Source organism: Azotobacter vinelandii CA, from assembly GCF_000380335.1.
In the GTDB taxonomy this organism is placed as follows: Bacteria; Pseudomonadota; Gammaproteobacteria; order Pseudomonadales; family Pseudomonadaceae; genus Azotobacter; species Azotobacter vinelandii.
In genome coordinates this window covers 4,736,492-4,749,316 of record NC_021149.1, presented here as the reverse complement: position 1 = coordinate 4,749,316, position 12,825 = coordinate 4,736,492, and the positions used below count along the sequence as shown (strand labels likewise).

Genomic DNA, 12,825 nt, shown 5'->3' with positions numbered 1-12,825 from the left:
CGTGGGAGTAGGGGGTCGTAGATGTCTGTGGATGGTCGATTGGAAAACCTCGAGCGCTGGCTGGAGCGTTGCCTGCCGGCGCTGTTCGCCGAGTACGGCTGGGGGACGCCCGGGCCGGCGAGCCTGACCCCGGCGAGCAGCGATGCCAGCTTCCGCCGCTATTTCCGCTGGCAGGACGGCGAACGCAGCCTGATCGCCATGGATGCGCCGCCGCCCCAGGAGGATTGCCGGCCGTTCGTCAAGGTCGCCGGGCTGCTCGCCGCAGCCGGCGTGCACGTGCCGGAAGTGCTCGCCGCCGATCTCGAACGGGGCTTCCTGCTGCTGACCGACCTCGGCCGGCAGACCTACCTGGAGGTCATCGACGAACGCAACGCCGACGCGCTGTTCGGGGGCGCGCTCCAGGCCCTGCTGGCCTTCCAGCGCCTGCCGCTGGACGCCGGCCTGCCGGACTACGACGAGGCCCTGCTGCGCCGCGAACTGCAACTGTTCCCCGACTGGTACCTGCAGCGCCACCTCGGCATCGCGCTGGAGGGCGCGCAACTGGCGGTCTGGCAGCGCGTCTGCGACCTGCTGGTGGACAGCGCCCTGGCCCAGCCGAAGGTGCTGGTGCATCGCGACTACATGCCGCGCAACCTGATGTCGAGCGAGCCCAATCCCGGCGTGCTGGATTTTCAGGACGCGGTTTACGGCCCGGTCACCTACGACGTCACCTGCCTGTTCAAGGACGCCTTCCTCAGTTGGCCCGAGGCGCGCGTGCGCGCCTGGCTGGAGCGCTACTGGAGCCTGGCCCGCGCGGCCGGCGTCCCGGTCCAGGCGGAGCTGGAGGACTTCCTGCGCGCCAGCGACCTGATGGGCGTGCAGCGCCACCTCAAGGTGATCGGCATCTTCGCGCGCATCCGTCACCGCGACGGCAAACCCAGGTACCTCGCCGACGTGCCGCGCTTCTTCCGCTATATCGAGGCGGTGCTGGCGCGGCGGCCGGAGCTGGCCGAACTCGGCGCGCTGCTCGCCGCCCTGCCGCGAGCCGCGGAGCAGCCGGCATGAAGGCGATGATCCTGGCCGCCGGCAAGGGCGAGCGCCTGCGCCCGCTGACCCTGCACACCCCCAAGCCGCTGGTGCGCGCCGGCGGCGTGCCGCTGATCGAGTACCACGTGCGCGCCCTGGCCGCCGCGGGCTTTCGCGAGCTGGTGATCAACCACGCCTGGCTCGGCGCGCAGATCGAGGACTGCCTGGGCGACGGCGCGCGCTTCGGGGTGCGCATCGCCTGGTCGGCCGAGGGCGAGCCGCTGGAGACCGGCGGCGGCATCCAGCGTGCCCTGCCGCTGCTCGGCGACGAACCCTTCCTGCTGGTCAACGGCGACATCTGGACCGACTACGACTTCGCCGGCCTGCGCGACATCCCGGTGGCGTTGGCCCATCTGGTGCTGGTGGACAACCCGGCGCACCATCCCGAAGGCGACTTTCGCCTCGAAGAGGGCCGGGTCGGCGCCCGCGGCGAACGGCCCGGCCTGACCTACAGCGGCATCGCCGTGCTCGATCCGGCGCTGTTCGCCGCTTGCCGGCCGGGGGCTTTCAAGCTGGCGCCGCTGCTGCTCGCCGCGATGGCCGAGGGGCGGGTCAGCGGCGAGCATTTCCGCGGGCGCTGGGTGGACGTCGGCACCCACGAGCGGCTCGCCGAGGTCGAGCGGCTGCTGGCGGAGCCCCGCTGAGATGGTCCGGCCGTTCGCCCCGCTGGGCGCCCTGGCCGGCCTGCTGGTGAGCGGTCTGCCCGGGGGCGTGGTGGGCGTCTTGCTCGGCTTGGCGCTGGATCGCCGTCTGAAACTGCGCTCCTGGCGGCAACTGGTCGAGCGCCTGGGCCTGCGTCCGGCGGAGGGCGACCATGAACTGCTGTTCCACCTGCTCGGCCGCCTGGCGCGGCGCGAGGGCCCTGTGCAGGAGGCTCATCTGCGCCAGGCCTGTCGCGAGATGGGCGCCCTCGGACTGGATGCGCGGGCGCGGCAGGCCGCCAGCCGGATCTTCGCCCACGGCATGCTCGGCATCGACGGCCTGCGCCGTTCGCTGCAGCGCCTGAGTGGCCAGGCCGAACGGGTCGAGCACCTGTTGCGCGCGTGCTGGCGGATGGCCTGGGCCGACGGCCGGGTGGGGCCGGCCGAGCGCGAACTGCTGCTGCTCTGGGGACGCTGGCTGGGGCGCAGCAACGCCCAGGTCGAGGCGCTCGGGCACGACTGCGCACCGCTGCCGGCGCCGTCCGAGGCCGACGGCTACCCGCGGGCCCTGCGCCTGCTCGGCATCCGCCCCGACAGCGATCCGGCGGCCATCAAGCACGCCTATCGGCGCCTGCTCAGCCGGCATCACCCGGACAAGCTGGGCCGCGCCGGGGCGAGTCCGGCGCGGCTGCGCGCGGCCACGGCGCGGACCCGCGAGCTGCACGAGGCCTATCGGCTGGTCCGCGATCGCCACGGATTCCGTTAGCGCCCGCGTGTCACCGCGGGCGTCGGCCCGGCAGGCTTTCCGCGGCATGCACTGCGGGCCCTGGCGCAGAGCAGGTACTCCCGCTCGGATGCAGCCCGGCAGGCCGGTGCAGGAAGGGTTCCCGCTGCCTGGAAGGCGGGCCGGACAAAAGTTCGGTTCCGAAGTATCGATTCCGTGGATCGACATCGATATCCGCTAGTTGCATTCGTCCTTTGTCCATCATTTTTGTGATCAAGGTTTCTGATTATTAGATCAGGCATGACAATTGGACGACTTCTGAAAGGTTGCGCTGAAATTGCTGCGAGCAATACGAAACTTCCAATAGCAATATAGGGAACTTTTATGTCGACTCGCATCAATCCGTTTTGTCTCGATGGCCGGCAGGCTCTTCTGACGGGTTCCTGTCGCGGTATCGGCTTCGAACTGGCTCGCGGTTTGGGACGGGCCGGAGCAAAAGTGCTTATCAATGGCCGCGATAACGAGCGCACTCATGCCGCCTGCGCGAAACTTCGCGATGAAGGCCTCATGGCGGAAGCGGTAGTTTTCGACGTGACCGATTACCGACAATCCGAAACCGCGATCGACGATGTGGAAAACCGCCTCGGTCCCATCGATATATTGGTCAACAATGCCGGCATTCAGCATCGTGCCCCATTGGAAGAGTTCGCCCATGAAAAATGGCGTGAACTCATGCAGACCAATCTCGATGCGGTCTTCTACGTATCTCAGGCGGTCGCCCGTCATATGATCGGCCGCAAACGCGGCAAGATCATCAACATCGGTTCGGTGCAAAGCGAACTGGCACGCCCCTCGATCACACCTTATGCGGCCAGCAAAGGTGCGGTGCGCATGCTTACGCGGGGCATGTGCGCGGATTGGGCGCGTTATGGCATTCAAACCAATGGTCTTGCTCCGGGGTATTTCCAGACGGAACTCAACCGCGCTTTGGTGGAGGACCGGGAATTCTCCGATTGGTTATGCAAACGCACACCGGCCGGCCGTTGGGGCCAGGTCGAGGAGTTGTGCGGCGCCGCGATTTTCCTCGCCTCGTCCGCCTCCGATTTCGTCAACGGCCAGATGCTCTATGTCGATGGCGGTCTGACCAGCGTGGTTTGAATACTTCGCTACGAACGGCATATCTATAAAAACAAGGAAACTCACATGGCCGACTTCAAAGAGGCAATGCTCGGCGGCATCGATATCGACAGAAATCCGCCCCTTGCCAGCAATGTCCGAACTCCCCGTTCGGAATCCTTGGCGCCGAAGCGTTGGTTATATCTGATTCCGCTGATTTTCATCACTTACAGTCTCGCCTATCTGGATCGGGCCAATTATGGTTTCGCCAGTGCCGCCGGTATCGAACAGGATCTGGGGATCACGCATGGCATGTCCTCACTGATCGGTTCGCTGTTCTTTTTCGGCTACTTTTTCTTTCAAGTGCCAGGCGCCATTTATGCACAGAAGTACAGCGTGCGTAAGTTGCTATTCTGGAGCCTGATTCTATGGGGCCTGTGCGCCGTGGCCACGGGGTTGGTCACCAGTATCCCCATGCTGATGGTGATCCGGGTTTTGTTGGGAATCGTCGAAGCGTCGGTCATGCCGGCGATGCTGATTCTCATCAGTAACTGGTTCACTCGGCAGGAGCGTTCTCGCGCCAATACTTTTCTGCTACTGGGCAATCCGATCACCGTATTGTGGATGTCGGTGGTTTCCGGGTACCTGATCGATGCCTGGGGCTGGCGCGAAATGTTCGTGATCGAGGGCGCGCCGGCGATTCTCTGGGCCTTTATCTGGTGGCGCCAGGTACGTGACCGTCCGACACAGGTCGACTGGCTGACCGATCAGGAGAAGGCACGACTGACGGGCATTCTGGAGAATGAACGGAAAAGCATGCCGGTGATCCGTAATTACCGCCAGGCCTTCATGACTCCTGTGGTCATCCGACTCTGTCTGGTACATGCACTCTGGAGCGTGGGCATGTACGGCTTCATCATGTGGCTGCCATCGATCATCAAGCAGGCGGCGGCCATCGATATCGTGACGGTGGGTTGGTTGAGCGCCGTTCCGTACATGGTTGCCGTAATGACGATGCTGGCGGTGTCGTGGGCTTCGGACCGGTCGCAACGGCGCAAGATCTTCGTCTGGCCGCTATTGGGTATCGGCGCGCTGGCCTTTTTGCTTTCCTATCTGCTCGGTGCCGACCACTTCTGGATGTCGTTCATTCTGCTGAGCGTCGCCGGTGCGGCAATGTATGCTCCCTACGGTCCCTTCTTCGCGCTGATTCCAGAAATTTTGCCGGCGAATGTATTCGGTGGAGCCATGGGGCTGATTAACGCCTGTGGTGCGCTCGGTGCGTTTCTGGGGTCGTGGATAGTCGGTTACCTCATCGGCCTGACAGGCAATCCGGGGGCGGCCTATATATTCATGACGGTCTGTGTCCTGTCGTCGGCGGTGCTGATGGCCATTGTCAAGGTGCGTTCATAAGGCGGCAGGCGTTTCGGCCGCTATCCGGAAAGCTCGGGAAATCCCGCTCGACGGACTGCGTGAAAACCTGGCAGTCGGCGCAGCGGATGAGGACGACGCCCGTATCGTGAGATACGGGCGTCGTCTTTTCCTGGCTTGTATCCGCGCCCGATCGCCCGGCCAGGGGGCCGCTTCCCCATCGGCCGCGATGAGCCGGTCCCCGACGAACGCCAGATGCGCGTCAGCGCTGCCCACGATCCGCTCGGCCTGCTCGAGCGCCTTCCGTGCGATTGTTTCCGGCGTGTCCGTTTCTCCCGTCGCCAGGAGGCCGGGTGCCGGCGCGATGTCGAATCGGCCCGATTGCCGGCGAGCTGGAAGCCATCGAGCGCCGCGAGTTCCAGGCGACGGCCTCGGCGCGTCGGCAGGCGGCTCAGTGAGCGGTCGCGCTGCCGGCGGGCCGACAACCCCCCCCGTCGGGTCCTGATGGCGGCGCAGCGGTCGGCGGCGTTAGCCGGATGCGCGGACGGTGCGTACTCGCCAGCGCGCGGGGCCTAGGATATCCGGGGCGCCGTCGATGCCGGGCATGTCCGATCGCGCGCACGGCCGATATCTATAGGGCGCCGGCGATTCGGCGGCCGGTCGTCTCGATCCGCTTCGGTGTCCTGGTATCCGGGGGCCGTGTCCCGCCTGGGTGCCCGTGTTCGTGGCGCACGACGGCGGGGAAGCTGCAGGGGGAGGTAATGGGTTCGGCCCCGAGCGGCAGCTCTTTCAAGGTGTCGCACGCCTCTCCGGTCAGCGGACCAAGGGCGCGCGGTCGATAGCGCTTGGGGGAGCGAATTCGTTCGCGATACTTCGGCTTCGATCGCCACCTGTCGCAGACGAATCCACGCCTTGCCGCCCTTGCCACCCTTACCGGCAAGCGGCCGAGGCGTTCAGCCGAAGCCCTGGAAAGGATGGGTTCAGAATGGCCGGAGCGCGATGAGCCCTGGAGCCGATCGGCAACTTCGCGGATCGCCCGCCGCGCAGCGCCGAAGCGCTTTGGCGCTGCGTGGGCGTCGATACGGTACGCATTCGGTGGGGAGGCTGGCGAGCCCCGAGGGACCTCGGCGCCGCGTCGGAATCGGACCTTTCGCTGGAAGGCGGCCGCGCAGCGGACCGCCGTCTTCCGCCGCATTCACAGCATGTACGACCTATCGAGTCTTCACGCCCGGTCTTCGCCGGCGGCCCGCTGCGAAGGTTGGTCCAGCAGGCTCGCCACGGCGTGCACCGCGGCCATGGCGCAGAGCACGTCCTCCTGCTCGGAGGCCCCCGAGACGCCGATGGCGCCCAGGGTCGCGCCCTGCTGCAGGAAGGGTTCCCCGCCACCGAACAGGGCCATGCGCGGCTGCAGCGGCAGGCCCTGGCGGACCGCCGCCGAGCGGCTTTCCAGGCGCGCTTCCCAGGCACTGGTGGAGAAGCCGAAGCCGACGGCCGTCAGCGCCTTGTTCAGTGCGATGTCGCGGCTCTGCAGTGTCGCGCCATCCATGTGCGCCAGGTGGATCAGATGGCCCGCCGCGTCGACCACGGAGACGCTGATTCGCACCGACAGTTCGGCCGCCTTGTCCAGCGCCGCCTGCAGGGCGTGCCTGGCCAGCGGCAGGGTGATGCTGCCGACCTGGCGTAGATAGGGTGTATGCGTCGTCTTGCCGTTCACGATGAAACCTCCGGGTAATAAGGCAGTGACGGGGGCCATGGCCCCCGTGTCGGTTCAGAACGCGGCCGGCGAGGCGTGTGCCGCGTCGCGCGGGTCGTCCAGGTCCCGGTTGAGCGTCTCCGGGGTCTTGAAGGTCGTGTAGATGGTCGTCAGGGTCAGCAGCGCCAAGTAGCAGGCGATGGGGAACCAGGCGCCGGTCGCCGCCTGCGGATCGTCGGGGTTCAGGGCGACGACCGCGGCGATGATTCCCGCGCCGACCATGGGCGCGATGCCGCCGGCGACGGCCGCGGAGGCCTCGCGGGCGACGGACACCCCCATGTAGCGATGGCCGGCGCCGAACAGTTCCGGCATGAGCGCGGCCTGGGTGCCGAACATGCCCCAGGTACCGATCCCGAGCGCGATGGAAATGGCGATCACGCTGGCGACGACCTCGCCCTGGCTCAGCACCCACCAGACCGGGAAGGCCAGCGCCAGTTGCAGGAACGCGAAGGCGCGGTAGACGGCGACGCGCCCGAACCTGTCGCTCAGCTTGCCGGCGATCGGCACGGTGCAGGCGCCGACGGCGGCCGCGCAGATCAGGGTGATCACCCCGACCGGCCCTTCGAGGCCGATGACGCCGACGATGAAGCTCACCGCCAGGGCCTGGTAGATGGACGAGCCGCCGTTTTCCGCGAGGCGCAGGCCGACGCCGATGAGCAGGGTGCGCCTGGAGTGGGTGAGCACGGTTTTCAGCGGGTTGTCGAGGGTGCGTTTGTGCTCCTGCATCCTGACGAAGGTCGGCGACTCCTTCAGGCGCAGGCGCATGTAGAGGCCGACGCCGATGATGATGACGCTGAGCAGGAACGGCAGTCGCCACAGCCAGCTTTCCGTGATGCGTTCGGGGTCGCTGACCATCAGCAGGTACACCGCGGCGGCGAGCAGCGTGCCCATCTGGATGCCGAGGAAGGGCAGCGCCGCGTAGAAACCGCGCCGGCCCGGCGGTGCGTACTCGGTCATCATGACCGCGGCGCCGGCCTGTTCCGCGCCCGCGCCGAGCCCCTGCAGCAGGCGCAGGACGACGAGCAGCACCGGCGCCAGATAGCCCGCCGTCTGGAAGGTCGGCAGGGCCCCGATCAGCGCGCTCGACACGCCCATCAGCAGGACGGTGGCGGAGAGCACGAACTTGCGTCCGAGCCGGTCGCCGAGCATGCCGAACAGGATGCCGCCGACCGGCCGCACGGCGAAGCCCAGGAAGTAGGTTCCGAAACTGGCGATCAGGCGCATTTCCGGCGTCTGCTCGGGAAAGAACAACGGACCGAAGATGAGCGCCGACGCCAGGGTGTACAGGGCGAAGTCGTAGTATTCGAGGGCGCTGCCCACGGAGCAGGCCCAGGCGGCGCGGCGCAGGTCCTTCGCCTGGATGCCGTCGTCGTGTCGTGCCGCCGCTTCGGTGGCGTGCAGTGAATCGACTATTGTTGGATTTGTCGTCGTCATGGTGTTTCCTCAAGGTGCCTTGGCGGGGATTCTTGCGGGGGTCACAGGCGCAGGCGCTCGATCTCCTGCAGCATCGCGCGTTCCATCACCGCGATGGGCGCGTCCTGACCCGTGTAGAGTTCGATCTGCCGGCAGGCCTGGTGCACGAGCATGCGGGTGCCGGCGACGGTCGTGCAGCCGAGCTGCCGCGCCTGGCGCAGCAGCGCCGTCTCGACCGGAATGAAGGCGACATCCATCACCACCAGGTGGGAGGCCAGCCGGCCGTCCAGGGGATTCGTCCCGGGCTGGCGGAAGCCGGCCGAGGTCGCGTTGATGACGACGTCGAAGGCGTCGGCCGCGAAGTCGTCGATGCTGCCGCCGAATCCGACTTCCAGCGATTCGGCGAGCGTCCTGCCGCGTTCCGCGCTGCGATTGAAGACTTCCACTCGGGCGCCGGCCTGCCGGCAGCCATAGGCGACCGCCTTCGCCGCTCCGCCGGCGCCGATGACCGCGATGCGCTTGCCGGCCGGCCGGATCGCTTCCTGCAAGGCGCGCACCGCGCCCAGGTAGTCCGTGTTGTAGCCGGTCAGCACGCCGTCCCGGTTGTCGATGGTGTTGACCGCGCCGATCGCCCGGGTCGATTCGTCGATCGCGTCGAGGTACGGCATCACGGCCGATTTGTACGGCATGGACACGTTCATCCCGCGCACGCCCAGCGTCCGTATCGCCTGGACGGCGGCGCGCGGGTCCTCGACGCCGAAGCATACGAAGGTGTAGTCGAGTCCGAGCGCCGCATAGGCCGCGTTGTGGATCTTCTCGCCCAGCGAGAAGGGCTCGCCCATGATCGAGCCGCACAGGGTGGGAATGGATTTGGGCATGTCGGTTTCCTTGGGTTGTGGGACGTTGTCGGGGGGACGAGAAGCCCGCGGTCGGTTCCGTTCGCCGACCGTTTCGCCGGGGCCGTCCGGTTCGGTTCGCCGCGCGCCGTTCCCGGCCACGGGGCGCCGGGTGCCGCTAGACGCCGCCGCTCGGGCCGCCGTCCAGGCGAAGCATCTGGCTGTTGATGAAGTCCGAGGCCGGCGAGGCGAGGAGCACGGCGGGCTCCGCCACCGCTCTCCCGCGGCCGGCCGGTGTGCGCCTGCATGGCCTGGCGGGGAACTCCCGGTCGTCGACCGGGGCACGGTTGGGTTTCGTCTGGAAATAGCCGAGGGCCAGGCGGTCGGCCTGGATGCCGTACCTGGCCCGGTTCGCGCGCAGGCCCCGGGTCGGCATGTGTGGCGCGCCCTCGCTGATGGCGTAGGAGGCGGGCGACGGGCGCGCCGGTTCGCCCCGCCGTTCGTCGAGCAGCATCGCCGCGGCCGCCCGCTCCAGGCCGTGCGCCAGTTCGAAAGCGATTCCCCGGCAAGCGCCGACCATCGGCGTCCGGCGGTCGTCGAGACGAAAACGATCAACAGGATTTATCATTGGCGATTCCCGGCTCACTGGCGGATTTTTATGCTTTGTGCGCTACTTCAACGCAGCTTTCAGGAAGCGTCCAATTATCATTGCTGATGCTGTTATCAAGAATTGTGATCAGGATTGGCGGGTGCTTCGTCGATAAGGGGAATACCCATGGAACTCAAGCATTTGCGCGCCTTCGTCGTGCTCGCGGAGGAGCTTCACTTCGGCCGTGCGGCGCAGCGCCTGTCGATCGTGCAGCCGGCGCTCAGCATGCAGATCAAGGCGCTGGAGGAGGAGCTGGGTGCGAAGCTGTTCGAACGGGACCGGCACTCCGTCGCGCTCAGCGAGGTGGGCCGCATCTTTCTCCCGGAAGCCCGCGCGGCGCTGCACCAGTCGGCCCGGGCGATGGATATCGCCAGGGCCTCGGGCCGGGGGGAGATCGGCCGGATACGGATCGCCTTCGTTTCCTCGGTGCTGCCCAACCTGCTGCCGACGCTGATCCGCGCCCTGCATGCCCGCTTTCCCCGGATCGAGCCGGAACTCAAGGACCTGCCCACGCCCGACCAACTGGCCGCGCTGCGCGACGGCCAGCTCGACTTCGGCCTGGTCCGCCTGCCCGTTCCCGGCGGCGCGGGCATCAGGACACGGGTCGTTCTGCACGAGTCCTTCGTCGTCGCTCTGCCGGCGGATCATCCGCTGGCAGGGCGCGTCTCGCTGTGCCCGGCCGACCTGGCGCGGGCCCCGCTGTTTCTTCTGGCGCGGCGCTACGCGCCCGGCTTCTACAGCGAACTCGTCGCGGCGCTGGAGCGGCACGGCGTGGCCCTGCAGGTCGCCTCCGAACTCGGCGAGTTCTCGACCATGCTGGCGCTGGTCTCGGCCGGCCTCGGGCTGGGACTGCTGCCTTCCGAGGCGGCGCAGGCGCTGCCGCCGAACGTCGTGGCCAGGCCGCTCGAACTCGGCGGCCACCGGGCGGCGCTCGGCCTGGCCTGGACGGAGCTGGACACGCCGCTCAAGAACACCCTGTTCGGGCTGCTGCAGGAGCTTTTTCCCGATCCCCCCGAGTGAGGCGCGCGAGCGTCGCCGCCGCTCGCGAGCGGGCGGCCGGGGCGCTGCTGCGTTAGAGTGATGGAGGAAGGCCGATCGGGACGCCCGCGCCTTGTCGCCGGCGCCCCGATCCTCCTTGAGCGAAGCGCCGCCGCGCGGCCAGAGAGGACTCCATGAGCAGGACCAACGAATCCCTGATGCAACGCCGGATCGCCGCGGTGCCGCGCGGCGTCGGGCAGATCCACCCGATCTTCGCCGAGCATGCGCGCAACTGCAGCGTGGTCGACGTGGAGGGGCGCGAGTACATCGACTTCGCCGGCGGCATCGCCGTGCTCAACACCGGCCACCTGCACCCGAAGGTCGTCGAGGCGGTGCAGCGGCAATTGCACAAGCTGTCGCACACCTGCTTCCAGGTGCTGGCCTACGAGCCCTACGTCGAGCTCTGCGAAAAGCTCAACGCGCGCGTGCCGGGCGACTTCGCCAAGAAGACCCTGCTGGTCAGCACCGGCTCGGAGGCGGTGGAGAACGCCGTGAAAATCGCCCGCGCCGCCACCGGGCGGACCGGGGTGATCGCCTTCACCAGCGCCTATCACGGGCGCACCCTGATGACCCTGGCGCTGACCGGCAAGAAGGTGCCCTACGCCGCCGGCATGGGCCTTCTGCCCGGCGGCGTGTTCCGCGCCCGCTACCCCAGCGCATTGCACGGCATCGACGTGGCCGAGGCGCTGGCCAGCGTCGAGCGGGTGTTCAAGAACGACGCCGAGCCGCGCGATATCGCCGCGATCCTGGTCGAGCCGGTGCAGGGTGAGGGTGGCTTCAATGTCGCCCCGCCGGAGTTCATGCGCGGCCTGCGGGCGATCTGCGACCGCCACGGCATCCTCCTGATCGCCGACGAGGTACAGACCGGCGCCGGACGCACCGGCACCTTCTTCGCCATGGAGCAGATGGGCGTGGCCGCCGACCTCACCGCCTTCGCCAAGTCCATCGCCGGCGGTTTTCCGCTGGCCGGCGTGTGCGGCCGGGCCGAGCCCATGGACGCCATCGCTCCCGGCGGGCTCGGCGGCACCTATGCCGGCAGCCCGCTGGCCTGTGCCGCGGCCCTGGCGGTGCTGGAGGTGTTCGAGGAAGAGCGCCTGCTGGAGCGCGCCCGGGACATCGGCGCGCGGCTGAGCGAAGGGCTGCGGGCGATCCAGGGGCGTCATCCGTCGATCGTCGAGGTACGCGGTCTCGGCGCCATGGTCGCCATGGAGCTGTGCGAGGGCGGCGATCCGCACAAGCCGGCCACCGCGCTGACCGGACAACTCGTCGTCCGGGCGCGGGACAAGGGGCTGATCCTGCTGTCCTGCGGCGCCTACGGCAACGTGCTGCGTTTCCTGATGCCCCTGACCGTCCCGGACGAACTGCTCGAACGCGGCCTGGCGATTCTCGCCGAGTGCTTCGACGAACTGGCCTGAGCCGCCTTGGCATGCCGGGGCGGGGCGCCGCGCTTGCCGCCCCGGCGATGAAGCGGGAAACTGCACGCCTTTGCCGCGAGCCGCTTCGAGGTCACCCATGCAGCCTTTCGCCATCGCCCCGTCGATCCTGTCCGCCGACTTCGCCCGCCTGGGCGAGGAAGTGGACAGGGTCCTCGCCGCCGGCGCCGATATCGTCCACTTCGACGTGATGGACAACCACTACGTGCCCAACCTGACCATCGGCCCGATGGTCTGCACGGCGCTGCGCAAGTACGGCATCCAGGCGCCCATCGACGTGCACCTGATGGTCAAGCCGGTCGACCGCATCATCGGTGACTTCCTGGAGGCCGGCGCCAGCTACATCACCTTCCACCCGGAAGCCTCCGAGCACATCGACCGCTCGCTGCAACTGATCAGGGACGGCGGCGCCAGGGCCGGCCTGGTGTTCAACCCGGCGACCCCGCTGGACTGCCTGAAGTACGTGATGGACAAGCTCGACATGCTGCTGCTGATGAGCGTCAACCCCGGCTTCGGCGGTCAGAAGTTCATCCCCGGCACCCTCGACAAGCTGCGCGAGGCGCGCGCGCTGATCGACGCCAGCGGCCGGGACATCCGCCTGGAGATCGACGGCGGGGTCAACGTGAAGAACATCGGCGAGATCGCCGCCGCCGGCGCCGACACCTTCGTCGCCGGCTCGGCGATCTTCGGCCAGCCCGACTACAAGGCGGTGATCGACGCCATGCGCGCCGAACTGGCGAGGGTGCGCCCGTGACGCCCCTGCACGCGCTGTTCGACGGGCGCCTGCCG

At 67.8% G+C, this 12,825-nt stretch carries 12 protein-coding genes; 8 read left to right on the top strand and 4 right to left on the bottom strand.

Annotated features, from left to right (window positions below):
* Window positions 1-21: 21 nt before the first annotated feature.
* From AVCA_RS21340 to AVCA_RS21320, 5 genes are all read left to right on the top strand, one after another.
* Window positions 22-1,044 carry an aminoglycoside phosphotransferase family protein gene (locus tag AVCA_RS21340; RefSeq protein WP_012703147.1) on the top strand — a complete coding sequence of 341 codons (1,023 nt, stop codon included), beginning with the start codon at window positions 22-24 and terminating at the stop codon, window positions 1,042-1,044.
* Window positions 1,041-1,709 (top strand): N-acetylmuramate alpha-1-phosphate uridylyltransferase MurU, encoded by a 669-nt coding sequence (gene murU, locus AVCA_RS21335; RefSeq protein ID WP_012703146.1) that lies wholly within the window; start codon window positions 1,041-1,043, stop codon window positions 1,707-1,709. The genes AVCA_RS21340 and murU overlap by 4 nt, the downstream gene beginning before the upstream one ends.
* A 1-nt stretch (window position 1,710) precedes the next feature.
* On the top strand, window positions 1,711-2,472 hold the full coding sequence (locus tag AVCA_RS21330; protein ID WP_012703145.1) for a DnaJ domain-containing protein: 762 nt from the start codon (window positions 1,711-1,713) through the stop codon (window positions 2,470-2,472).
* Between the two features lie 342 nt (window positions 2,473-2,814).
* The gene (locus AVCA_RS21325) at window positions 2,815-3,588 is read left to right on the top strand and encodes an SDR family NAD(P)-dependent oxidoreductase (protein ID WP_012703143.1); all 774 of its coding nucleotides are present in this window, start codon (window positions 2,815-2,817) and stop codon (window positions 3,586-3,588) included.
* A 45-nt stretch (window positions 3,589-3,633) separates the two neighbouring features.
* Window positions 3,634-4,956 carry an MFS transporter gene (locus AVCA_RS21320; RefSeq protein ID WP_012703142.1) on the top strand — a complete coding sequence of 441 codons (1,323 nt, stop codon included), beginning with the start codon at window positions 3,634-3,636 and terminating at the stop codon, window positions 4,954-4,956.
* Between the two features lie 1,180 nt (window positions 4,957-6,136).
* Here AVCA_RS21320 and AVCA_RS21315 read toward each other — a convergent pair.
* The 4 genes from AVCA_RS21315 to AVCA_RS21300 form a co-directional block, all read right to left on the bottom strand.
* Window positions 6,137-6,628 (bottom strand): GlcG/HbpS family heme-binding protein, encoded by a 492-nt coding sequence (locus tag AVCA_RS21315; protein ID WP_012703140.1) that lies wholly within the window; start codon window positions 6,626-6,628, stop codon window positions 6,137-6,139.
* Window positions 6,629-6,682: 54 nt separating this feature from the next.
* Complete coding sequence (locus AVCA_RS21310) at window positions 6,683-8,101, bottom strand: MFS transporter (RefSeq protein WP_012703139.1); 1,419 nt, start codon at window positions 8,099-8,101, stop codon at window positions 6,683-6,685.
* A 41-nt stretch (window positions 8,102-8,142) separates the two neighbouring features.
* Window positions 8,143-8,958 carry a shikimate dehydrogenase gene (gene aroE / locus AVCA_RS21305; RefSeq protein ID WP_012703138.1) on the bottom strand — a complete coding sequence of 272 codons (816 nt, stop codon included), beginning with the start codon at window positions 8,956-8,958 and terminating at the stop codon, window positions 8,143-8,145.
* Window positions 8,959-9,094: 136 nt separating this feature from the next.
* Window positions 9,095-9,544 carry a Rossmann-fold NAD(P)-binding domain-containing protein gene (locus tag AVCA_RS21300; RefSeq protein WP_012703137.1) on the bottom strand — a complete coding sequence of 150 codons (450 nt, stop codon included), beginning with the start codon at window positions 9,542-9,544 and terminating at the stop codon, window positions 9,095-9,097.
* A 147-nt stretch (window positions 9,545-9,691) separates the two neighbouring features.
* Here AVCA_RS21300 and AVCA_RS21295 point away from each other — a divergent pair, with 147 nt between their 5' ends.
* The 3 genes from AVCA_RS21295 to rpe all read left to right on the top strand — a co-directional run bounded on the left by AVCA_RS21295 (window position 9,692) and on the right by rpe (window position 12,790).
* Entirely contained in the window at window positions 9,692-10,585 is an 894-nt protein-coding gene (locus AVCA_RS21295; protein WP_012703136.1) for a LysR family transcriptional regulator, read from the top strand.
* 152 nt (window positions 10,586-10,737) lie between these two features.
* On the top strand, window positions 10,738-12,018 hold the full coding sequence (gene gabT / locus AVCA_RS21290; protein ID WP_012703135.1) for a 4-aminobutyrate--2-oxoglutarate transaminase: 1,281 nt from the start codon (window positions 10,738-10,740) through the stop codon (window positions 12,016-12,018).
* A gap of 97 nt (window positions 12,019-12,115) precedes the next feature.
* Complete coding sequence (rpe, locus tag AVCA_RS21285) at window positions 12,116-12,790, top strand: ribulose-phosphate 3-epimerase (RefSeq protein ID WP_012703134.1); 675 nt, start codon at window positions 12,116-12,118, stop codon at window positions 12,788-12,790.
* The last annotated feature ends 35 nt before the right edge of the window (window positions 12,791-12,825 follow it).

Bases quoted from the DNA above. Each gene is read 5' to 3' on its own strand.
- rpe (WP_012703134.1), top strand. From the start codon at position 12,116: ATGCAGCCTTTCGCCATCGCCCCGTCGATCCTGTCCGCCGACTTCGCC.
- murU (WP_012703146.1), top strand. From the start codon at position 1,041: ATGAAGGCGATGATCCTGGCCGCCGGCAAGGGCGAGCGCCTGCGCCCG.
- aroE (WP_012703138.1), bottom strand. From the start codon at position 8,958: ATGCCCAAATCCATTCCCACCCTGTGCGGCTCGATCATGGGCGAGCCC.
- AVCA_RS21310 (WP_012703139.1), bottom strand. From the start codon at position 8,101: ATGACGACGACAAATCCAACAATAGTCGATTCACTGCACGCCACCGAA.
- AVCA_RS21300 (WP_012703137.1), bottom strand. From the start codon at position 9,544: ATGATAAATCCTGTTGATCGTTTTCGTCTCGACGACCGCCGGACGCCG.
- AVCA_RS21295 (WP_012703136.1), top strand. From the start codon at position 9,692: ATGGAACTCAAGCATTTGCGCGCCTTCGTCGTGCTCGCGGAGGAGCTT.
- AVCA_RS21330 (WP_012703145.1), top strand. From the start codon at position 1,711: ATGGTCCGGCCGTTCGCCCCGCTGGGCGCCCTGGCCGGCCTGCTGGTG.
- gabT (WP_012703135.1), top strand. From the start codon at position 10,738: ATGAGCAGGACCAACGAATCCCTGATGCAACGCCGGATCGCCGCGGTG.
- AVCA_RS21340 (WP_012703147.1), top strand. From the start codon at position 22: ATGTCTGTGGATGGTCGATTGGAAAACCTCGAGCGCTGGCTGGAGCGT.
- AVCA_RS21325 (WP_012703143.1), top strand. From the start codon at position 2,815: ATGTCGACTCGCATCAATCCGTTTTGTCTCGATGGCCGGCAGGCTCTT.
- AVCA_RS21320 (WP_012703142.1), top strand. From the start codon at position 3,634: ATGGCCGACTTCAAAGAGGCAATGCTCGGCGGCATCGATATCGACAGA.